The organism is Thalassotalea ponticola (genome assembly GCF_041379045.1).
In the GTDB taxonomy this organism is placed as follows: domain Bacteria; phylum Pseudomonadota; class Gammaproteobacteria; order Enterobacterales; family Alteromonadaceae; genus Thalassotalea_A; species Thalassotalea_A ponticola.
Genome location: NZ_CP166871.1, coordinates 1248945 through 1271573, shown reverse-complemented (window position 1 = coordinate 1271573; position 22629 = coordinate 1248945). Strand labels below are relative to the sequence as shown.

The 22629-nt window shown below is 45.9% G+C and carries 13 protein-coding genes and 1 pseudogene; 8 read left to right on the top strand and 6 right to left on the bottom strand.

All coding sequences use genetic code 11. The features are described 5' to 3' along the window. Nucleotides 1-248: 248 nt before the first annotated feature. Together ACAY30_RS05485 and ACAY30_RS05480 are read right to left on the bottom strand one after the other, a co-directional pair. A complete protein-coding gene (locus tag ACAY30_RS05485) occupies nt 249-2861 on the bottom strand; it encodes an exo 1,3/1,4-beta-D-glucan glucohydrolase (RefSeq protein ID WP_290250456.1) in 2613 nt (870 codons plus the stop codon). Nucleotides 2862-2890: 29 nt separating this feature from the next. After that, nucleotides 2891-4147, bottom strand: a complete 1257-nt coding sequence (locus tag ACAY30_RS05480; protein ID WP_290250457.1) for a sugar MFS transporter — start codon at nt 4145-4147, stop codon at nt 2891-2893. A gap of 253 nt (nt 4148-4400) precedes the next feature. Here ACAY30_RS05480 and ACAY30_RS05475 point away from each other — a divergent pair, with 253 nt between their 5' ends. From ACAY30_RS05475 to ACAY30_RS05465, 3 genes are all read left to right on the top strand, one after another. Beyond that, nucleotides 4401-5729, top strand: a complete 1329-nt coding sequence (locus ACAY30_RS05475; protein WP_290250458.1) for a GH1 family beta-glucosidase — start codon at nt 4401-4403, stop codon at nt 5727-5729. A 121-nt stretch (nt 5730-5850) separates the two neighbouring features. Continuing rightward, nucleotides 5851-7182 carry a glycoside-pentoside-hexuronide (GPH):cation symporter gene (locus tag ACAY30_RS05470; protein ID WP_290250459.1) on the top strand — a complete coding sequence of 444 codons (1332 nt, stop codon included), beginning with the start codon at nt 5851-5853 and terminating at the stop codon, nt 7180-7182. An 18-nt stretch (nt 7183-7200) separates the two neighbouring features. Next, nucleotides 7201-8232: a LacI family DNA-binding transcriptional regulator gene (locus ACAY30_RS05465; RefSeq protein WP_290250460.1), complete on the top strand. Its 1032-nt coding sequence runs from the start codon at nt 7201-7203 to the stop codon at nt 8230-8232. 133 nt (nt 8233-8365) lie between these two features. On the opposite strand, the gene iadA is transcribed toward ACAY30_RS05465, so the two are convergent. From iadA to ACAY30_RS05450, 3 genes and pseudogenes are all read right to left on the bottom strand, one after another. After that, nucleotides 8366-9535, bottom strand: a complete 1170-nt coding sequence (gene iadA, locus ACAY30_RS05460; protein ID WP_290250461.1) for a beta-aspartyl-peptidase — start codon at nt 9533-9535, stop codon at nt 8366-8368. A gap of 10 nt (nt 9536-9545) precedes the next feature. Continuing rightward, nucleotides 9546-10994 carry a putative basic amino acid antiporter YfcC gene (yfcC, locus tag ACAY30_RS05455; RefSeq protein ID WP_290250462.1) on the bottom strand — a complete coding sequence of 483 codons (1449 nt, stop codon included), beginning with the start codon at nt 10992-10994 and terminating at the stop codon, nt 9546-9548. A 156-nt stretch (nt 10995-11150) separates the two neighbouring features. Beyond that, nucleotides 11151-14075, bottom strand: a pseudogene (locus ACAY30_RS05450) (TonB-dependent receptor plug domain-containing protein). A 376-nt stretch (nt 14076-14451) separates the two neighbouring features. On the opposite strand from ACAY30_RS05450, the gene ACAY30_RS05445 reads away from it, so the two are divergent. After that, nucleotides 14452-16269 carry a cyanophycinase gene (locus ACAY30_RS05445; protein ID WP_290250463.1) on the top strand — a complete coding sequence of 606 codons (1818 nt, stop codon included), beginning with the start codon at nt 14452-14454 and terminating at the stop codon, nt 16267-16269. Between the two features lie 97 nt (nt 16270-16366). Here the strand turns inward: ACAY30_RS05445 and ACAY30_RS05440 are convergent, their stop codons facing one another. Beyond that, a complete protein-coding gene (locus ACAY30_RS05440) occupies nt 16367-16870 on the bottom strand; it encodes a hypothetical protein (RefSeq protein WP_290250464.1) in 504 nt (167 codons plus the stop codon). Nucleotides 16871-17531: 661 nt separating this feature from the next. Between ACAY30_RS05440 and betI the strand changes: the two genes are divergently transcribed. From betI to ACAY30_RS05420, 4 genes are all read left to right on the top strand, one after another. Continuing rightward, nucleotides 17532-18122 (top strand): transcriptional regulator BetI, encoded by a 591-nt coding sequence (gene betI, locus ACAY30_RS05435; protein WP_290250465.1) that lies wholly within the window; start codon nt 17532-17534, stop codon nt 18120-18122. Nucleotide 18123: 1 nt separating this feature from the next. Then, nucleotides 18124-19587: a betaine-aldehyde dehydrogenase gene (gene betB / locus ACAY30_RS05430; protein WP_290250466.1), complete on the top strand. Its 1464-nt coding sequence runs from the start codon at nt 18124-18126 to the stop codon at nt 19585-19587. A gap of 9 nt (nt 19588-19596) precedes the next feature. Further along, nucleotides 19597-21249: a choline dehydrogenase gene (betA, locus tag ACAY30_RS05425; RefSeq protein ID WP_290250467.1), complete on the top strand. Its 1653-nt coding sequence runs from the start codon at nt 19597-19599 to the stop codon at nt 21247-21249. Nucleotides 21250-21409: 160 nt separating this feature from the next. Further along, a complete protein-coding gene (locus tag ACAY30_RS05420; RefSeq protein ID WP_290250468.1) occupies nt 21410-22627 on the top strand; it encodes a BCCT family transporter in 1218 nt (405 codons plus the stop codon). Nucleotides 22628-22629: the final 2 nt, after the last annotated feature.

Here is a 22629-nt window from a genome sequence, read left to right as displayed (position 1 = left end):
TTGGTGTTCTACGTGTATTGTGTATTGTATTTTGCTAATTAGCATAGAAAGTGTCTGCCATTTTGTCTTCTACTAGCGCCATAAACTTGGTTATATATTCAATCTGGGTTTGCAAAGTGCGCGTCACAAATCGATAAATACGTTGTCTCGACTAGCCGTTTATCCGCTGACAGACGACAAAAAACCCAGCGAGATGCTGGGTTTTTTAATTGTCTATCTGGGCAATGTATTGTCACTCAAGCAAAGAGTTACTGACAACTCACTGTCGCGTCTTTGGCTGTCACTGGCACCATTTCAATCATGCTTACGCCAAATTCAAATGTACCCGCAGTTACCAATTCAAACACGACGTTGGCATCGGCAAAGCTCATACCAGCGTCTTTAAAGCACGCTAAGTCAATGCTTACATCGTTCCAAGTGTTTTCGGCAAGCTCGTTTACTTTATCGGTAATATCAATTTTACCCGCACACTCACCTTCGCCTTCACAACGCATAACCAAGAACACTTTGTCGCTTGGTTTGGCCATAACATTTAAGTTAAAGCGAAGCGCTGATTGAAGTTGTAATTGTGAACGCAAATCTTCGCGGAAGTGACCAAAGCTATTAATGCGCAGACCCGCTAATGCGCTACCGTCTAGGGTAACCTTACGCGCATCTTCTTGTACCACTTTATCAATGGTGCGGTAGTTAAGCGCGCCTAGCGTGTGAGTATTTGAGTTCACTGCTAAGCTGTCAGAGCCAGAGACTAACGTCATAATCCATGGTTTTTGCATTTGGCCAGTAAACAGCTTCAAGTTTTCTGCGTTATCAAAGTCAATGTTAATTGTTTCATCCAGATCGTCAGCCAATACATTGCCATCGCCATAGCTCAAACCAAAACCGTATGGCAACAGTGGTGCATAATCGTCGTCATGGCGATTAACGGTTGCTTGATCAGGCGTTTTAGGCCATGAAAATGAAAGTTTACCGGTGAAGTCGTACTGCATTGAGCCATCGCTATTGGCCAGTAGAACTTCGGCAACACCATTACCCTCAGAACCAGGCAACCAAGCCGCAACAAAGGCATCTGAGGCATTTAATTCCGCATTAACCCACATAGGACGTCCACTGATGAATACCGATACCACCGGGATACCTTGTTGTTTCAATGATTTCAACAAAGCTAAATCGGATTTTTCACCGCGCTGATAATCTAAATTATCGCGATCGCCGTGACCTTCAGCGTATGGCTCTTCACCGAAAACAACAATGGCAACGTCAGGCTTTTCTTCAAAGCTACCATCAACACTTAAGGTTGCTTTACCACCAGCCGCAGCAACTTGTGCAGCAATACCATCATAGATTGACGTACCACCAGGGAAGTCATCATTGGTATTGTTGGTACCTTGCCAAGTGATTGTCCAGCCACCTGATTGTTTGCCGATGTTATCGGCACCGTCACCGGCAACAAGAATATTTTGCGTCGGTGATAGCGGCAGAATGTTATTTTTGTTTTTCAACAATACCAACGACTCACGAACCGCTTGACGCGCAACATCTCGGTGTTCTTTAGCACCAATCAATTCGGTTTTACCCGAAAACGGACGCTTAGCCGGACTTGGTTTTTCAAACAAGCCTGCGCGAACTTTAACGCGTAAAATACGCGCCACAGCATCATCGACACGGCTCATTGCAATGTCACCTGATTTAACTTGAGCGATGGTGTTTTCAAGCAGAGGCTTCCACGCGCCGGTTGGCACCATGAAAATGTCTAAGCCAGCGTTAATCGCCTGTGGACAGCTTTCATTTGAACAGCCCTTAATTTGACCGTGACCATTCCAATCACCCACAACAAAACCGTCAAAGCCCATTTTGTCTTTTAACACGTCGGTTAACAGGTATTTGTTACCGTGGTTCTTTTTACCGTGCCAGCTGTTAAAAGACGCCATCACCGATTGCGCTCCAACGGTTAAACCGCCGACGTAACCTTGAGCGTGGATGTCAAACAGCTCTTGCTCACTGGCAATGTTATCGCCTTGGTCATCACCTTTAACCGTACCACCGTCACCGATAAAGTGTTTAACCGTTGAGATAACGCGCTTATCACTTAAAAAGTCGCCATCCGCATGACCTTGTAAACCCTTTACGATCGATGCCGAATACTCGCGCACGATATCTGGGTCTTCAGAATAACCTTCATAAGTGCGACCCCAGCGATCATCGCGAACTACCGCAACGGTTGGTGCAAATACCCAGTCAATACCGGTTACCATCACTTCGGTTGCGGTAACCGCTGCGATTTTTTCAATTAATTCAGGGTTATTCGCGGCACCTAAACCAATATTGTGCGGAAATAATGTTGCGCCAATCACGTTGTTGTGACCGTGTACCGCATCGGTACCCCACATAGTTGGAATGGTTGACCCGTCTAGACTGTCGTCAATTGACGCTTGGTATAAATCTTCAGCCAGTTTAATCCAATCTTGAGGCGTTGCGTGCTTATCGTTATTTGGAAACGCACCACCGCCGTTTAAGTAGGAGCCAAAGCCGTACTTGCGCATATCTTCAACCGTAATATCGCGAATTTCAGGCTGGATCATTTGCGCAACTTTTTGCTCTAACGTCATAGTAGACATGATGTCTTGTACGCGTTTTTCTACGTCGGCATCAGTTTTTACCGCGATATCCAGCGTTGGCCAGATATCTAGGTTGCCCTTGGTTGGGTCAACTTTGGTCGAAACGTCTGCTTGAACCGCCTCAACCTCTGCGACGTCAGCAACCTGACCTGGCTCGCTATTGGCTTTTTCGGCTTTTTCGCCGCAACCAATAACACCAAGCGCAAGCGTGGTGCAAATGGCCAGTTTTGTTAATTTAACGTTCATATTTTCTTTCCTAAAATTATCAATCTAGCTTAAGCGTGCTTCGGTACAGAGCCTTTTAGGCCGTAGTAAGCAATAAACGCGTAACAGAAAATAGGTAGTACGAATGATAGCTGCACACCAATTGAGTCAGCTAATAGACCTTGTACTACTGGTATAATTGCACCACCAACGATTGCAAGACAAAGAATACCAGAGCCTTGCGATGTGTGACGACCTAGGCCGGTTACCGCTAAAGAGAAAATGGTTGGGAACATAATTGAGTTACACAAACCAACCAATAGAATCGACCACATAGCTACTTCGCCATCTTGGGTGATAGTAATGGCCAATAACACAATGGCTGCAACAGCGTTAAACGCCAACGCTTTACCACCGGCGATTTTTTGCATCGCAACACCACCTATAAAGCGACCTACCATGGCACCGCCCCAGTAGTAAGCGATGTACTTAGCCGCTTGAGATTCGGTTTCAAGACCTTTGATGTCTAACTCGTGGAAATAGTTAACTAAGAAACTACCAATGGCAACTTCAGCACCTACGTAGACAAAAATACCCACAGCACCAAGTACAAGGTGAGAGTAACCCCACGCGCTACCAACAGCGTTTGACGTGGTATCGTGTTCTTGTTCGTCTTCAATGTGAGGAAGTTTTAACCATGCAAAAATAGCAGCCAAAACCAAAAACGCAGCGGCTAAGCCAACGTATGGCATTTGCACTGACGCAGCTTTCTCTTGTGCCGATGCCGTCGCCAACACCGCCTCGTTTAGAATAAACCAGGCGCCAAAAAATGGTGCAACGGTGGTTCCTAATGAGTTAAACGCCTGGGTTAACGTAAGGCGTGACGATGCCGTTTCTGGTCGGCCTAAACAGCTAACATACGGGTTTGCAGATACTTGTAAAATGGTCACACCAGATGCCAATACAAATAACGCAAATAAAAACACTGGGTAGCTGTGCATTGAAGCCGCTGGATAGAACAACAAACAGCCCAAAGCCGCAACGATTAAACCGGCGACAATACCGCGTTGGTAGCCGACTTTTTTAACCAACATACCAGCTGGAATAGAGACGATAAAATATGCGCCGAAAAAGCAAAATTGAACTAGCATCGCTTGCGCGTATGACAGGTCGAAGATGCCTTTTAAATGTGGAATTAAGATGTCGTTTAGACACGTAATAAAACCCCACATAAAAAACAATGAGGTTAATGATGTTAACGCAAAACCATACCCTGAATTTGAGGCGTTTGAGGTTTGCACGGAACCTGAAGGGAGCGACGAAGCCATAATATCTCCTATTGTAATATGCTTCATTATTATTTTTGCACTGTTTCGTTTACGTCATCGCACCGTTTGTGTGACTAATCGATACAATTTAGTTGATTTACAATTCAAGAAACAATAATCTTACGCCTATACGGATGTAAGCGCTTTCACCATATTAGAATAAATTTTGTTGCGTTAATCAACCAATTTTCAAGGCGCGTTATAAAAAGTTAAACATTCCCACTATAAATTAGGAAAAAAGGTACTTCTGACCATGGCTACATTGCAATTACCAAGCAAGTCAAAAATGCTCGACAAATCGTTCACCTATGGCGTGGCAACAGCTTCATTTCAAATTGAAGGTGGTAAAGATCATCGTCTAGACTGCATTTGGGATACGTTTTGTGCGACCGAAGGGAAAATTGCCGATGGCTCAGATGGCCACGAAGCGTGTGATCACTATCACCGTTGGTTAGACGACATCAACCTGATTGAGTCCTTGGGGGTCGATGCCTATCGCCTGTCAATTTCATGGCCTCGCGTGATGACCAAAAATGGTCAACTTAACCAAGATGGCGTTGACTTTTATCTCAATATTTTAAACGAGCTTGCAAAGCGCAATATAAAAGCCTACGTAACACTTTATCACTGGGATTTACCACAGCATTTAGAAGATAACGGTGGCTGGCTAAACCGACAAACGGCGTATGAATTTGCCCACTACGTTGATCTGATCACTAAAGCATTCGACGGTAAGGTGTACTCCTATGCTACATTGAACGAACCATTTTGCTCGTCGTATTTAGGCTATGAAATTGGTATTCATGCCCCGGGCCTAACCGGTCAAGACCTCGGTCGCAAGAGCGCTCATCACTTGTTACTCGCTCATGGGTTAGCAATGCAGGTGTTAAAGCGCAATACGCCACAAACTCAAAATGGCATCGTGTTAAACTTCACCCCTGGCTACCCAGCTACCGATAGTGAGGCCGACAAACAAGCAGCCGATTATGCCGACCAGTATTTTAACCAGTGGTATATCAAGCCGATATTAAACAAATCATACCCTGACATTATCGAGCAACTTCCTGCATCGAGTCGCCCTGACATTGAACAAGGCGATATGGAAATTATTGGCGGGAGTATCGATTTTCTCGGCATCAACTTTTACACCCGCGCGATTTACCAAGCCGACGCAGAAAATATCTATCGAGAATTACCAGCGCCAGCACCCCGCACCGATATGGGCTGGGAAATTTATCCCAAAGCGTTTACTGAGTTATTAGTGTCTCTTAATGAACGCTATGACCTGCCACCGGTGTTTATCACTGAAAACGGTGCCGCCATGCCTGACACTATTGAAAATGGTGTCGTTAACGATGACGACCGCCTTGGTTACTACCAACAACACTTAAATGCTGTACACAATGCGATCGAGCAAGGTGTCGATATTCAAGGCTACTTCGCTTGGAGCTTGATGGACAACTTTGAATGGGCGGAAGGTTATCGCAAGCGCTTTGGTATTGTTTACGTCGACTACCAAACTCAACAACGCACCATTAAAAAGAGTGGTCATGCCTACAAACAGTTGATTAGCAACCGCTAGCAAGGGTATGCTCAACTCTTGTGCTATGACCAACACTCGAACACCGATATAATAGCGGGCAACGCCCGCTAGTTTACTATCGACGAGCAAGTTAAAAACAACGATTAATAGAGATGTCACCATGCTCAGTGTAAAAGAAAAAATTGCCTATGGACTAGGCGATACCGCAAGTAACATCATCTTCCAAACGGTGATGATGTTCCTCATGTTGTACTACACCGACGTCGTCGGTTTAGATCCTGCAACCGTAGGTACCATGTTTTTGGCGGTGCGCATATTTGACGCCGTAACCGATCCTCTGATGGGTACACTCGCCGACAAAACAAACAGTCGTTGGGGACATTTTCGCCCTTACCTGCTTTGGTTAGCACTGCCCTTTGCGCTGATCAGCATCATTACTTTCACCGTACCTGACTTGCAAGGCACGGCTAAAATTGTCTACGCATTCAGTACGTACGTGCTGTTAATGGTTGCTTACACCGCAATCAACATTCCCTACTGTGCGTTAGGCGGGGCACTAACCGACGATCCCAAAGAGCGTGTTTCGGTGCAGTCGTATCGCTTCGTATTTGGTATGCTCGGCGGGGTTATTGTTGCCGCGTGTACCATGCCGCTGGTGGAGTATTTTGGTCAGGGTGATAACGCCAAAGGTTACCAATATGCGATGACGTTAATGAGCATCATGGGCTTAGTGATGTTTTTGCTGTGCTTTGCCGGCACCAAAGAGCGCGTCGAACAACCACAACAGTCAAATATCACCTTCGGCAATAGCTTACAGTCAATCTGGCAAAATGACCAATGGCGCCTGCTTTGTGTAGCAGCCATGTTCTTATTGGGCGGCCAAGTTATCCGCTTAACTCTTGCCGCTTACTATGTTAAGTACTTTTTAGGCAGAGAAGACTTAATCACTTCGTTTATGACTTTGGGCGTTGTGGCCAGTATGGTCGGCTGCGCCGTGGCTCAGCCACTGGCTAAGCGCGTGTGTAAAATAAAGGCCTATATCACATTACAAGCCATTGCGGCCTCAATTTGTGTATTGAGCTTTTTCATTCAATCTGATCAGATTGTACTTGCCTTTGTCGCCTTTATTTTATGGAAGTTTTTCCTCGATATGGGCACCCCACTATTGTGGTCCAAAATGGCGGACACCATTGACTACGGCCACAAGAAAACTGGGGTTCGCATAACGGGCTTGGTTTACTCAGGTGTGATCTTTTTTATTAAAATTGGGGTCGCATTGGGTGGCGCTATTGCCGGTTGGTTATTGGCCTTTTACGACTACCAAGCCGATACCGTGCAAACAGAAGCGACTAAGCAAGGTTTGTTGCTGTCGTTTACGGTTTTTCCAGCCATTGGTTCATTTGTGGTTGCCTGGGTGATGCGCAAGTATACCTTGACTACCGATCGAGTCATTGAAATTCAAAGTCAACTGCCTAGTACGCATTCATCCTAGGCGATTTGGGAGCGGACTATGGCGACGATTTACCAAGTATCAGAGCTAGCGGGTGTCTCGGTTGCGACCGTATCACGGGTGCTTAACAACAACGCTAAAGTAAGTGACCGCACACGTGAAAAAGTTGAAAAAGCGATGCAGGAGTTAGGTTACCGACCTAACTCTATCGCGCAATCACTTGCCTCCAATCGCACCAATAGTGTTGGTGTATTAGTGGCTGAAATTCACGGTCCTTTTTTTGGCGCCATGATGTCGGGTATAGAATCCGAGTTTCGCGCCTTAGGCAAACACGTTATCTTTACCACCGGGCACAGTAACGAACAACGTGAAAAAGAAGGTATCGATTTTTTAATTAGCCGAAACTGTGATGCCCTTATCGTCCACAGTGAAGCGTTATCTGACGCCTATTTACGTAAATTAAGTAAGGGAAACACGCCGATTTTTTTGATCAGTCGTCACATCAGTGAATTGGCTGATAGGTGCATTAGCCTCGATAATGAACACGGTGGCTATATAGCGACCAAAGCGCTGATCGACCAAGGTCATCGAGACATCGCCTACATTAGTGGGCCTTTGTTTAAAAGCGACGCCAATCAGCGCCTAGAGGGGCATAAACGCGCTCTGGCCGAGTACAACATCGCGTTTGATCAGGATTTAGTCTATTATGGCGACTTCCAAGAAACCGGCGGTGCCGATGGCTTAAAATACTTTATTGATAGCAAGCAACACTTTACCGCACTAGCTTGTGGTAATGATGAGATGGCGTCAGGTGCGATGAAACTAGCCCGAGAACACGGTTTTTCGCTACCCGACGATTTGTCTATCATTGGCTTTGATAACGTATTCTTTACCAGTTATCTCTACCCTCGCCTTTCAACGATTAACAACCCCGTTGACGACATGGGTCACATGGTGGCACGTATGGTGCTCAAAGATGTGTATCAATGTAAAACCAAGTCTATTCAGCGACTGTTCACCCCGAGCTATGTGCCTCGAGATTCACTGGCGCCTTATGCGACTTCCAGTAGTGCCAGAAAGGCTTCTAGCTAAAGCGCGAATACAGGGACACTGTTAGCAATCAAAAAACGCCACTCATGTGGCGTTTTTTACATTTCGTCGGTATACATAGGTTAGCGGTAATCGACAGATTGTGGAGCTTGAATACCACTAGAGCGCATTTTCGCTATACGTTAAAGTAAGTTGGCTTTATATCGTCCTCACCATTCATTAAGCACTGCCCCATGGCGTATACTTGCTCAACAGCAAGCGTCTTGCAATCCAATATTGCTATATCAGCATCACAGCCCTTGGCTAGCTGTCCCTTGTGCGCTAAACCTAAGATTCTTGCTGGATTTAAGGTTATGGTCTTTAAAGCTGAACTGATCTCCACGTCATGTTCTTTCACCGCATCAACAAATGCCTGATGTAAACTTGTAACTTGCCCTATTTGCAAATCAATTAGTTTTCCCTGTTTATCAAACACCGGCAAACTGGCATTGCCATCTGAGCTCATGGTAATTTGCCCAACTGCAACGCCATGATCTAGCGCTTGCTTTAACGCCAGTGGAGCAGCCACTTCACCATCGGCAAGAATCTGCTCTGTGGTGCTGGTAGTAAAATCAATAAATCCGCCCGCTTTAGCCAACGCGAAGCCTTGCTTTAAAACCGATTCTGTACGATTTATGTGGGTAGGATAAAATTGAGCAAGAGCAATATCACTGTACTTGGCAACCTGGTGCAATATGTTTAAACCATCCTTACCATCGCCAACGTGAATACTCACTTTCCCACCCTTGCCTGCTAGCATGCCCCCCACTCGTGCTTGGGCGGCGATGCGCGCCAGCTCTTGCCAGCTCAACTGCGAGCCGCGATGATCGGCAATAGCAATTTCACCAACACCAATAAACTCATCAATAAGCATAATGTCTTTTTCAACACTACCGGTGATGGTCACCACAGGGTAGTGATAATTTCCGGTGTGACAATAAACAGATAAACCGTTGCTTTTAAGCGCTTTCGCTTTGGCTAGGAGATCTTCGAGTGAGCGGGTGATGGCATCTGTACCCAGTACGCCAATGAGGCTGGTGACGCCGCCTTTAACGGCATCGGCAAAAGGCATTTGTGGAGTACGAGTGGTAAAACCGCCCTCTCCGCCACCACCACTGATATGAACCAACGAGTCGACAAAGCCTGGCACCAAGTATTTCCCCGTGCAATCAACCACCTCTAGACCATGGGTGGCTTTAATATCAATATTATCGTCGATTGCAACGATTCGGCTACCACTAACCAACACATCTTTTATGCCAATGGATTCGGGGGTCAGTACGTGTGCTTGTTTAAATAATTTCATGGTGTCCTCACTAAAAACCAATGGCGACGGCAGTTATCATGGTGGCGACGGATAATGCCATTAACATCAATAAAAAGCGATAAATAAACTTCACCCAGTCCAGCCAATCGATTTTCGCCACCCCCAAACAGCCAATTAATGATGCCGAGGTGGGAATAATGATATTGGTAAAACCATCACCGAGCTGAAATGCCAGCACCGCGACTTGTCGACTGACACCCACTAAGTCGGCTAAGGGTGCCATTAGTGGCATGGTTAACGCCGCTTGCCCCGAACCTGAAGAGATAAAAAAGTTAAATACCGACTGAAATATCAGCATAAATACCGCACTCACATGCGCCGACCAGCCTGAAGCCAAACTCGAGGCATTGTGCAAAATGGTATTGAGCACCGACGGGCTTGATGGATCATCGCCACCTAGTAATATGACAATGCCTTTGGCTAAGCCAACAATCAACGCCGCGGGTAGCAAGTCTTTAGCTCCCTGTTGAAAGGCTTCTGAGACCTGGTTGATAGACAAACGCTTGCCAATAATCGCTACCGCACCTATGACACAGCCCATGGTAAAAAATTGGCTGGCGATTTCTGGAATATAATAACCTTGGTTGACCACCCCCCAGATGATCCAAACAATAACCGCGGTAAAAATTAACAAAATGGCGGCATCAACAGCGGTAAATTTAACGGACGGGTCAGTGGAGAGTGTTTGGCTGTTAATGTCGACGTCTGTTCGTTTTGTTAACGCCGCATAGCGCATGGTAAAGGCTAAGCCAACAAGGGTGAACACCGACCACAGTAACACCCTAAAACCAGCGCCTGATAATAGCGGTACTTGCGCAATGCCTTGGGCTATGGCGACACTAAACGGATTCATCCAAGAGGTCGCAAATCCGATTTGGGTGGCTACGTAGGTGACCATCACGGTGATCATGCCATTGTAGCCAAGCGCTTTCATTAAAGGGAGCAGGACGATACAAAAGGCAATGGCTTCTTCACCCATGCCAAATACCGCCCCGCCGAGGGAGAATAGTACAAATAACACTGGAATAAATAGCTTTTCGGCATGGCTTGCACGCCGTATCAGCGCGTGGATGGCATTGGTAATCGCGCCCGTTTGCATAACAATGCCAAACGCGCCACCAGTGATCAGAATGAACATGATAACGCCAATCGCGCTCCCCCATTTATCACCGGAGACTAATCCTTCAAAAGCAAAATTAAAAAAGCCATTTCCTCCACCGGCAGCAAATAATGGCACGCCCATGTCTTGTTCGACTTGTTGATAAGTACCCGCCACCAGCAACTGGCGGCTGCCGTCTTCTGAGGCTTGGGTGGCAAAGGTACCGGCTGGCACAATATGGGTAACAACAGCGGCGATCACCACTACGAAAAATAGAATAATAAAGGCGTCAGGCATCTGCCTTGTCGCGCTCGGTGCGACTTTGCTATTTGCTTGCATGGAGCTATCCAGTTATAAAAACTTAATCTATAGGGCACGGCTTAATAATAGTGCGGAAGAGACGAATTAACACTGCGACTTTACGGCCGCAGTGTTTTCGTTAGGGTCTGTTGAACTTTGCTCATTGCTTTTGCAAAGTTCAACAGCCGTTATCGCTTACTTCATAAAGTACGTAAACGATAAACGGTAGTTTGCGCCAAGCGCATTGTGATTGATTGAATCAAAGCCACGGCTTGAGCCATAAGCTGTTGGCGGCTCTTCATCAAACAGGTTGTTGATTGATAAGTTAATGTTGATGTTATCAAAGTCATAACCGGCGTTCACATTAACCGTAGTCCAAGAGTCAACGTCTCTTAAACCATTTTCATCAAGTTCACCCAGTGCTTCTAATTCGTCTATTTGACGACCGCGAAGCCCCTCGACATCATCGGCATAACTGTCGGTGTACAAGGCGGTAACGCTCGAGTAGAAGTTGTCCAATTCGTAACCGATGCGAATACTGGCAACATTTTCTGGGTAGCGCCACGTACCGGCTAAGTCTTCGATTGTATCTGAACCAGGCTTATTGCGCTCAAACTCAACGTAATGAGTCCAATCAGCGTCTAAGGTTAAACGGCCTGTCGCCAAATCGATATTTTGGGTATAAGCCACATCCACACCACTTAGCGTTTGCTTACCTGTGTTTTCTAGTTGTATAACATGGTCGCGGTACAATGGTAACTCGTAGTAGCGAGGGTCATCGAATGCAATCCAGTTATCAAGAATTTCAGTCAAGTTTGCGCCGTCTTGTTCAATGGTCAAACCGTTAACGCCGTCACCATCCGTAACCAAACATAAATCGGGATCATAAGAGATACCCATTTCGCCTTCAGGTACTAGACCACAATGACGCAAACTTGCATCGCTAATGGCACGATCTAATACCCCTGTCATATCGGTGTCGATTAGTTTTTCATGATCAAACGACCAATAGTCAACGGTAAGGGTGATATCTTCGGTTGGACTAAAACCAAAACCGATACTCACTGACTCAGACTCTTCTGGTTTTAACGCTGAGTTCCCCAGTTCAAGCACGTTTTCACTGCGCTCTAAACCAAAGCCTTCACAATAAAGATCGGCAACCGCTTGATTTGAACCACAGTCAAAACTTGCGGTGGTGGTGCGCAGTTTAACCCCTGCTTGGGTTAGCGATGGCGCTCTAAACGCGGTTGACCAAGACGCGCGCTACACTAACTCATCAATAGGACGATAGGTTAAGCCAAGCTTTGGATTAAATGTACTGCCAAAATCGTCGTAATCATCGAAACGACCCGCCAACTGTACTTCTAAGGTATCACTTAACGGCACATAAAATTCAGCAAAGGCGCCGTATTGAGTACGGTCGGCTTCAGATAAACTCGAACCAAAACCAAACACATCGACTAAATAACCGTTTTCAGGGCGCGCTTGCGAGTTTAGTGACGGCGTGTCGGTGATCTCTTCTCGGCGAACATCAACACCAAATGCAGCGCTAACCGGATTGTTATTTAATTCAAATAGCTCGCCGCTAATTTTTGCATCCCAGGCATAAACGGTACTTTCACCGTCGCGCGTTGGCATTTCTTGTGCCATCGCTAATAGCGCATCGTTGTTGGCATCACCGGCTAAAAACGGATTGTACATGCCCAGTAATTCACCCGAACTACACGATAAGCTAGCACCGTCAAAGTTGGCGATTGAGCCATCGCTACAAAGCTCGCCATTTGATACCGCATGATACTTATAGCGGTTATAAATACCGGCAACTGCCACTTGCTCTGATTCTGATTTTGATACGGTAACGGCGGTTTCCCAATCCCAGCCACTCATCTCACCCGACAGACCGGTTACTAAACGAAATGCATCGGTTTCAACATCTACGGTGCGCGGTGTACCAAAACGGGCATCGTAACGAAAGCCCCACAGCTCTTGTCCTGCCGGCGTATCATATGGGTCGATATAGATCGCATCAAATAATGCGTCTTGGGTTGCTTGGTCAAAAATTTCTAACGCGGTTTCGTTCGCCCAAGGGCCTTCACTGTCATCAATTTGGTCGATAGGTGCAGGAGCTGATTGACTGGTTGACTTGGTATTTGAAAAGAAAAAGTCGGTGTTCCAGTTTACGTCGCCAAAATCTTTGCTGTAGTTAAAACCAACTGATGCCGATTCCATTGGCGTCTCTAAGACATCGTCTTCATTGCGGTAGTAGGCACAGATATCTTCACCGAACTCGGTGGTAACAAATTCAGTTTTACAATTTGGCGCGCCTATTTCATTGCCGTCAACCGCCGACCAATAATAAATATTTGGCGTGTCTTTCGGTAGGTATGAATACGAACTTTCTAACAGTGGATCGCGGGTATAGCTTCGGTCTTGTGCAGTAAACTTATTGCGGTCAAAATAATCTGCATAAACGGTGAGCTGACCACCAACAAAGTCGGTACCTGCGACAAAGTTAAGATTGTACTGACCTTCATCGCTGCTGGCAAAGCTGTTGCCATATGAGACATTAAACTCAGCGCCTTGGTAGTCTTTTTTCAAAATGTAGTTAATAACACCGGCTACCGCATCGGCACCGTAAATCGCTGAAGCCCCTGTGGCAAGCACTTCAATGCGTTCAATCGCGGCAAGAGGAATGCTGTTGATATCAACAAAGTTTTCGGTACCAGAAGCAAAGGAGCTGGCAGCAATACGACGACCGTTAACTAAAGTAAGTGTTGATGATGGGCCCATACCTCTAAGAGATGCCGCCGCTTGACCAGCAGGTGTTGAGGTAGAGGTTGCGCCTGATTCTGAGGTTGAAAACGAACCTGTACCGCCGCGAGTTTGGCCGACTTGACGCATGAACTCAGAAATATTGCTTGCACCGGAGCGAGCGATATCTTTAGCACTAAACACACTTAGTGGCTGCGTGCCTTCTAAGTCAACGCCCTTGATTTGTGAACCAGTTACCGCTATGCGTTCAATATTTTGTTCGCTAGTGGTTTCGTTATCGGCCGCTTGGGCTTGTACCATTGCTAAACTGATCGCACCGGCGACTAGCGACTTGGTAAATATTCTCATAGTTACATCCCTAAAGTTTAATGACTAGATTTATGATTTTTATGGTTTTTATTTTAATTTGGGCATGCCAACATAGGCTGTGACAGGCACAAAAAATGAGCACAGCAGTCATTGCAAACAAGTGAGATGATGATTTAGTGATGAGTAGACACAACAACCCACGGACTGCCTTGATGGGGTCCGTGGTTTATTCGTCAAACCACTCAGATAAGTAATATTGTGAGTAGCGATATGTGCTGAGCTTCATTGCTTTCTTGTACATATGCGTTTTCTTCGTTAGTATATTTTTGCTAATTTTTTCTACGTAACATTTATTTTGTAATTGTAAACAGCTTGTAAGTCAAGCCTTCTTTTCACATCATTACGAGTATTTATTATGTTACGCCATGCTTTTTCTACGTTTTTATATACCGCAGCACTTGCCTCTACGCCACTGATTGCTAATGCAACAACAGGTGATAGCAGCGAGCGCAATTCGGTTGCACAGCATGTTTCAAAAACGACGCCCACGACCAACACACAATCTGTCGCCCGTAGTAAGCTTTTTTTAGTTGGCGGTGGGTTAAAAACCTGTTCGTCGTTGAGTAAAAGCCAATGCAATGACTCAACACCTTGGTCAACAGATTCTGATTCAAAAACGACCAGTTATTATCAATTTAGTGACCTTCAGCAGACTTTATTACACCAGCATAAAGCGCATTTCAGCACGCAAGAATACCGGGCCATTGAAAGTTTTTTCACTCAGATGCGTAACACCGTTGAAGACAAACTCGTGACCAAAGCCGAATTTTCTCGTTACTTAAAACAGTCGCCCTATTACCCTGCCATAAACGCCTTAAATGATTTTAAATACTACTTGTTACACGATTTACTCGAAGTAGCGGTGAACAAAGATGGCAAACGTCTGCACGAGCGCGTTAATCTTAGTCATAGTAACGATGTGTTTAGCAAGGAGCTGTATCGACAGTTTGTTGATTACGCTAAAACGCTAAGTAACAAAGCACAACCCAATGTGGTTGTGCTTACTGCATCAGCTCGAGACCCGTTTGAAGCGGCCGATTTTTATCAACAAGTATTTAGCCAAGCGGGTGCTAATAGCCAATGGCTGCCACTCGATGCTACCTTAAATAAAGCCTGGCAACTAAAAGCTAAAGATCGTGCGGTTTGCGCAACGCTAGACCGCTTAAGGCTTGGTCAAAATGGCTCAACAAATAGGCAGGCCGTTTACCCTGATCTGTTCGCCAAACAACAGCAATTTTGCCAGTCGCCGCAACAGCTAATCGACATCATCGCCAACGCCGATGGCCTGTTTATCAACGGCGGCGATCAATCACTCACCCGAAAAGCCTTTGTTAATGAGGATGGCTCTGACAATGCGGTATTAGCGTTGATTAAGCACAAACTTAATCGCGGCGGTTTTATCGTTGGTGGCACCAGTGCCGGAACCGCCGTTATGTCTGGCGGTGAATACCTTAATAACAACACCGTAATGATCAGCAACGGCACAAGTGAAACCGCACTACAGCGAGGCGCCAAAGCCGATGTTCTACCCATTGAAGGTTGCCAAAAAACCAACCAATGCAAAGATGATTTAATCAATACCGACCTAACGTATCGCTCTGATGGCGGCATCGGTTTAGTCAATTTTGCCATTATGGATACGCATTTTTCAGAGCGCGGTCGCCAAGGACGTGTTGCCGTACTTGCTGAACACACCCAAGTGCCATTTGTGTTGGGGGTGGATGAGGCCACGGCGGCGGTTATCGATTGGTCGGTCGATACTAGCGCACCCATTAATCTTCGCGTTGTTGGTGCGCATGGCGTATTCGTATTGCAACCAAAAAACGAAAACCAAGCGCTCATTCACTACATAAATCGCAATGACAGTGCGCAAATACGCCAATCTGAGATCACGGTTGAATTTAACAACCCTTCGCCCAGTAAGCCGTCAGCGGACAAAACATTTGAACGTGCAAACGATGTGTTCGACGCCGATAACTTTAAACGCTGGGCAACGCAGCTGTGTCGTCAGCCCGAGCAGCCATTACAGGCCCAGTACACTTGGCAAGGCAATACCAAAAAGGTCGCTTTAGCCCTTAGCCAAAACAGTAAAACGCACCTTGGTGAGGTCCGCTATTTGGGTGAATCTTATCAATACTGCAGTTATTCAAACGTGTTGTTTACTTATCGATAAACACACCCATTAGCCACTACATAGGTAGCAGAGCAGCGCTGATATATTTTAGTGTCTTGCTCTGCTCAGTCTGAAAGGTCAATATACCTGTTTCGAATTAGGGCTGTTTATATAGCGACTCTATTTGTTTTAACTGCTTGGCGAGTTCTTTTTGACTTGTTTTTATGTCTTCACCAGCAGCTACTACATCAACATTTGCGGTTTTCTTAACCATATTCCACGCTTGCTCTTTGATGTCTATAGAATCCTTTTTGGCAAAGCGAAGACAGGTATCAAAGTCAAAGCCGTTGTTGATGTTAAACAGTAAATTTTCTTGCTCGGACAAACGTTGCTTCTCCTCACAGTACTCATTTAGCTCCATATAGGTTAATGTCCCGACAACTGCTTGCGCGCCAATGGTCAGTGCAGACAACGCAGTTTGACCGACTTTTTGACTGGTGCGATTAAAAAAGTGCTCTGTGGTAAGCGTTTTTTGCTTGGCGTGGTTGAGCTTTAATTTTTCAATCGCATCATGCGATGCAGTCAATTGGTCAAATTTCTCAGTTGGCACCACAGTAAACCCGGCAAGTGACGCCACATTGGTAAAAAATAACGCGAGCATAATAGATAAAGCTGCGGTGGTTATAACGACTGTTGATATGGTAGATCGCACCGTTAACACCTCGAATTAGCCATAATATCAGCGCCCGAACACATAGTTAAGCACCGCTTCGTACACCCGCCGAGTAGATTAACTGCCATGCACAACCTAGCGACAGGTTAAATATGAAATATAAGGCTAGCCGAAATTACTAAGATTGCGAATTACAGATAAGCGTATAAGCATTTACTTGGTGAGAAAGGCAAAGGTTGAGGTCGATAACTCTTGCCTATCGGCTAAGGATTTACTGCTTCATAGCGATAGCGCTTGTATCAAATACCACAACGAAAAAAGCTGTTATTGAGCCAATTCATTTATGTTTATTCCCTCTCTAAACAAGCCACTAAATGGTGCTTATTTTGCTCAGCACACTGATCATTTTCGATCAGTTTACTCGCCCTAAATTAGGGCACTTTGTTGTTACCCTTTAAAAAATATCGTTCTATACGAATCATTTCAACAGTACACATAATGCCAAGATCGAAATGATAACCCCTTGATATAAAACGTTAAAATATTTTAGTTAACAATGTTTAACAAAAAACGCGGCTTAAAACCTTGAGACAATAGTTCGTACTCTTTAGAATTTATTTTAATTGAACAGTCAATCAATAAAGAGTTTATGCCAAAAGTAGGAATGGAACCCATACGTCGCCAACAACTGATAGACGCGACATTGGAGTCGGTCGCTGAGCTTGGTTTACACGCCACGACCATTAACAGTATTAGCAAACGCGCCGGATTATCGTCTGGCATCATCAGCCACTATTTTGGTGGTAAAGACGGCTTGTTAGAGGCCACGGTACGGTATTTATTAAATAATTTGCGCACCACTTTATTAGCAAAATCGCAGGGTGGATGCAGCGCCGCCGAGCGCTTAATGTACATCGTTGAAGCGAATTTTTCGGTGGTACAACAAAGTGCCAGCTCAACCAAAACGTGGTTAAGTTTTTGGGCTCAATCGATGCACAACCAGCAACTGGGCCGATTACAGCGCATTAATTCGCAACGCTTGTACAGTAACCTGTTGTACTCGCTTAAGACCTTAATGCCTAAAGAGGACGCTCGGCAAGCCGCCAAACTTAGTGCGGGTATGATTGACGGCCTCTGGCTTCGAGCCGTATTAAGCCAAGCAGATGAAGCTGGCTTTAAAGAGGCCGAGCACCTGGCGAAACAGTTTATCGACAACCTAATTTCAGCAAGCGGAGACTAGTATGTCACTACCAGTTTTACAAAATTTTATTCACGGCAAGTTCGTTGCAAGTCAAAGTGGCAACAGCTTCGCGGTGAAAAACCCAGCCAGTGATGAAGACATCTACTTGGTGGAAGAAGCCGACGACGCGCTATTGCAGCAAGCAATTGAAAGCGCCAAGCAAGGTTTTGCCCAATGGTCGAAGATGACGCCAATTGAGCGCAGCCGCATTTTGTTAAAAGCCGTTGCTCTGTTGCGTGAGCGCAACGACGAGCTCGCTCGCATCGAAGTGCAAGACACCGGCAAACCGATTCAAGAAGCCGATTGTGTCGATATCGAAACCGGCGCTGATGTGATTGAATACTTTGCCGGTTTAGCGCCTGCGCAACTAGGTAGCCAGCAAGCGGTGGGTGAAGACTTCTTTTATACACGTCGCGAGCCGCTGGGTATTTGCGCCGGTATTGGCGCTTGGAACTATCCACTGCAAATCGCCTGTTGGAAATCTGGACCCGCTCTAGCGGCAGGTAACGCGATGATTTTTAAGCCATCGGAAGAAACACCGATGGGTGCGATTAAATTGGCTCAGATTTTTATCGAAGCTGGGATGCCCAAAGGGGTGTTTAATGTCGTTCACGGAGCTGCGCGTGTTGGCCAATGGCTCACCACCCACAACGACATAGAAAAAGTGTCTTTTACTGGCGAAGTCGGCACCGGTAAAAAAGTCATGCAAAGCGCCAGCACCAACCTCAAAGAGGTGACAATGGAGCTCGGTGGTAAATCGCCGTTGATCGTTTTCGACGACGCCGATGTCTCGCAAGCGGTCAGTGCAGCTATGCTAGGTAACTTTTATACCCAAGGTGAAATTTGTACCAACTGCACCCGAGTGTACGTGCATCGCGACGTTTACGTCGCCTTCTTAGATGAGCTAAAAACACGTACTGAGAACAATGTTATCGCCGGCGATCCACTCGATCCGAAAGTGAATTTAGGGGCATTAATTTCGAAAAAGCACCAACAGTTGGTTCTCGAGTATATCGAGAAAGGCAAACTTGAAGGTGCCAATGTACTAACTGGCGGTCACGCCTTATCACCTGAGTCTGCGCCGAATGGTTATTTTGTTGCGCCCACTGTCTTTATCGACTGTACAGACGACATGAGCATCGTCAAAGAAGAAATCTTTGGTCCGGTAATGAGTGTGTTGGTCTTTGACAATGAAGATGAGGTGATAAAGCGCGCTAACAATACCGAATTAGGTCTGGCAGCAGGTGTGTTCAGTCGCGATATTCAGCGCGCGCACCGTGTCATTCATCAATTACAGGCCGGTATCTGCTGGATAAATGCCTACGGTAACTCACCTGCTGAGATGCCTGTTGGCGGTTACAAACAGTCGGGAGTTGGCCGAGAAAACGGCGTTGAAACATTAAACAGTTATACCCAAACCAAATCGGTGTACGTGGGTATGAGTCAGATAGAGAGTCCATTTTAAGGAGGTTGTATGAGCGAGTTTGATTACATTATTGTCGGTGCAGGTTCAGCTGGCTGTGTACTAGCTAATCGCTTGTCTGCCGATCCGAGCAACAAGGTGTTGCTACTAGAGACAGGTGGCTCGGACAAGAGTATTTTCATCAAAATGCCAACAGCCTTGTCGATTCCAATGAACACCAAAAAGTACGCGTGGCAATTTCATTCTGAGCCAGAGCCGTTTTTGGACAATCGTGAAATGCACTGTCCTCGTGGCAAAGTATTGGGTGGCTCGTCATCGATCAACGGAATGGTTTATGTGCGCGGTCACGCCAAAGATTTTGACGAGTGGCAAGAACACGGCGCCGAAGGTTGGGACTATCAGGCCTGTTTACCTTATTTCAAAAAGGCTGAAACTTGGTACAAAGGTGACAACTCATACCGCGGCAGTCAAGGCGAGCTTGGCGTAAACAACGGCAATGAGATGAAAAACCCGCTTTACCGCGCGTTTATCAAGGCCGGCGAGCAAGCGGGCTACCCGGTGACTGATGATTACAACGGCGAGCAACAAGAGGGCTTTGGCCCGATGCACATGACCGTTAAAGACGGTGTGCGTAGCTCCACCAGTCGCGAGTACTTAGATCCCATTAAGAGTCGCGCTAATTTAACCATTGTCACCGGCGCTTTGGTAACTCAGGTACTGCTTAAAGATAAAAAAGCAACCGGCGTTGCCTACCGCATTGGTAACAAAAACAGTGAAGCGCATTGTCGCAAGGAAGTGATTCTAAGTGCAGGACCGATTGGCTCACCACATATTTTGCAGCTATCGGGAATCGGTGATGCCGAGGTATTAAAAAATGCCGGTGTTGAACTAAAGCACGAACTCCCGGGTGTTGGTAAGAATCTACAAGATCACTTGGAGTTTTACTTTCAGTACAAGTGTCAACAGCCCATTACCTTAAACGGCGAGTTGGACTTGTTGTCAAAAGCAAAAATTGGTAGCCAATGGTTGTTGAATCGCTCTGGTCTTGGCAGTACCAATCACTTTGAGTCTTGTGCATTTATTCGCTCAAAAGCTGGGGTGGAATGGCCTGATATTCAATATCATTTTTTGCCTGCAGCGATCCGCTACGACGGTAAAAAGGCCTTTTCAGGACACGGTTTTCAAGTGCACGTTGGTCACAACAAGCCGAAAAGCCGAGGTGCTGTGACGTTGCAATCAAGCGATCCGAGTGTACCGCCGAAAATTCAATTTAATTATCTGCAACACGCAGATGATATTGAAGGTTTTCGAGCCTGTGTACGCCTAACGCGTGAAATCATTTCACAGCCAGCATTTGATCAGTTTAGAGACGGTGAAATACAGCCAGGTGAACACATTCAAAGCGACGAAGAAATCGATGCATTTGTTCGTCAAGCGGTAGAGAGCGCTTACCACCCTTCATGCTCTTGTAAGATGGGTGAAGACGAGCTTGCTGTCGTTAATTCAAAAACTCAGGTACACGGCATTGACGGATTGCGGGTGGTGGATTCATCCATCTTTCCGACCATTCCAAATGGCAACCTGAACGCGCCGACCATTATGGTCGCGGAAAAAGCCGCAGATATGATCCTCGGCAAGTCAGCGCCAACCGCACACCCCGTTGCGGTAGCGTCAAGTCAGGACTGGCAAACAGCACAACGCTAAGCGTTGAGACAAACTTTTTGGTCTCCTCCCCAACCTCGGTTGGGGCCGGGAGTAGTTAAACACATCTGTCGCATCGGGTTCGGCGCACAGAAGAAACACACAGTAGTAGTAGTAATTGGAGTAATGATGAATTATTTTTATCTCTATTGGGAGGGCGACAATGACCTTATGGCTTAGTGCAGGTATTTTGTTCACCCTATTATCAGTCGCCTTCTTTATTTACAAGTGGGGCAACGTACCCGTAGTAGGTGTGACACCGGTTCGTACCTTTACCTTTATCGCGATCTTGTTCACATCTGGATTAGACGTTGGCTTAATTATGTTTCCGCTTACCGAATTTGCGGGTTATGCAGACATAAAAGCAAGCCCAGAATATGGATTTACCAATCCCTTGGCCATCGAATTTGGTTTTTGGGGCTTTTTAATCTGGGGTTTTTACTTTTTAACTTGTTTTTATTTCTGCGTAATAGAGCCGAAGGTCCAGTTTTTTGAAAAACCGCTGGTGAAAATCATCAACAACGTGGTCATCATAGGTACCTGTGCCTTTACGGCCTACTTGTTGCTGTCGAACTTACCATGGTATTTGCCGTCACTTGGCGATGGTGAGTCAATTTTACCGATATTTTATTTAATTGTTTTTGCGGCGATCGCGTTTGCGGTGTATTCAAGCACCAACATTAAATATGTACGTCTGCTGAGTTTGGCGACCAGCTGGTTGTTTATCGCTTTGATCGCTTTTATGGGCACATCGGCATTCGCATTTGGTGACAGCGAGCTATCAAGCTATGTCAATAACTTGGCCATGCTTGGTGACTATTTCCCCAATATGCATCACTTTGTATTACCGATGAACGATTACCACGCGTTCTACCTGTTTTGGTGGTTTGCATGGAGCATTATGATTGGACAGTTCACTTCGCGCTTTGTTGGTGGCTTAAAAACCTATCAAGTATTGTTGGCGATGCTTGTCTTCCCTTCAATTCCAATCGCTACATGGTTAGCCGTGCTGTATCACTATCACGATGCCGGTATTGCCACCGAAGGGATATTGAACGTTGCCATGGTGTTTGTCGGGGTGGTGTTTGTCATTAATTCACTCGACTCGCTTATCCGCTTGTATACCGACAACTTGAACTTAACGGTAGAGCGTTTAGGTAAGACTAAATACATGGTTGTAAACATCGCGGCGTTGTCGTTGTTGACTTTGTTGTTCAAATTGAACTTCTTGCAAATTCAATGGGTAGGTGCACTGGTTATCGCCATATTCTTCGCGTGTTTTGGCTACATCCTATACCAGCAGTTCCACACGGTGACCAAGATCAGTGGTTCACCCAAAGAGAATACAGTCGACTATAGTAAAATTGAGAGTATGAGTTAACG

What these genes read in the sequence shown, in the direction of transcription:
- betI (WP_290250465.1), top strand. Translation starts at nt 17,532, where the DNA reads ATGCCAAAAGTAGGAATGGAACCCATACGTCGCCAACAACTGATAGAC.
- iadA (WP_290250461.1), bottom strand. Translation starts at nt 9,535, where the DNA reads ATGAAATTATTTAAACAAGCACACGTACTGACCCCCGAATCCATTGGC.
- ACAY30_RS05470 (WP_290250459.1), top strand. Translation starts at nt 5,851, where the DNA reads ATGCTCAGTGTAAAAGAAAAAATTGCCTATGGACTAGGCGATACCGCA.
- yfcC (WP_290250462.1), bottom strand. Translation starts at nt 10,994, where the DNA reads ATGCAAGCAAATAGCAAAGTCGCACCGAGCGCGACAAGGCAGATGCCT.
- ACAY30_RS05445 (WP_290250463.1), top strand. Translation starts at nt 14,452, where the DNA reads ATGTTACGCCATGCTTTTTCTACGTTTTTATATACCGCAGCACTTGCC.
- ACAY30_RS05485 (WP_290250456.1), bottom strand. Translation starts at nt 2,861, where the DNA reads ATGAACGTTAAATTAACAAAACTGGCCATTTGCACCACGCTTGCGCTT.
- betB (WP_290250466.1), top strand. Translation starts at nt 18,124, where the DNA reads ATGTCACTACCAGTTTTACAAAATTTTATTCACGGCAAGTTCGTTGCA.
- ACAY30_RS05440 (WP_290250464.1), bottom strand. Translation starts at nt 16,870, where the DNA reads ATGCTCGCGTTATTTTTTACCAATGTGGCGTCACTTGCCGGGTTTACT.
- betA (WP_290250467.1), top strand. Translation starts at nt 19,597, where the DNA reads ATGAGCGAGTTTGATTACATTATTGTCGGTGCAGGTTCAGCTGGCTGT.
- ACAY30_RS05475 (WP_290250458.1), top strand. Translation starts at nt 4,401, where the DNA reads ATGGCTACATTGCAATTACCAAGCAAGTCAAAAATGCTCGACAAATCG.
- ACAY30_RS05480 (WP_290250457.1), bottom strand. Translation starts at nt 4,147, where the DNA reads ATGGCTTCGTCGCTCCCTTCAGGTTCCGTGCAAACCTCAAACGCCTCA.
- ACAY30_RS05420 (WP_290250468.1), top strand. Translation starts at nt 21,410, where the DNA reads ATGACCTTATGGCTTAGTGCAGGTATTTTGTTCACCCTATTATCAGTC.
- ACAY30_RS05465 (WP_290250460.1), top strand. Translation starts at nt 7,201, where the DNA reads ATGGCGACGATTTACCAAGTATCAGAGCTAGCGGGTGTCTCGGTTGCG.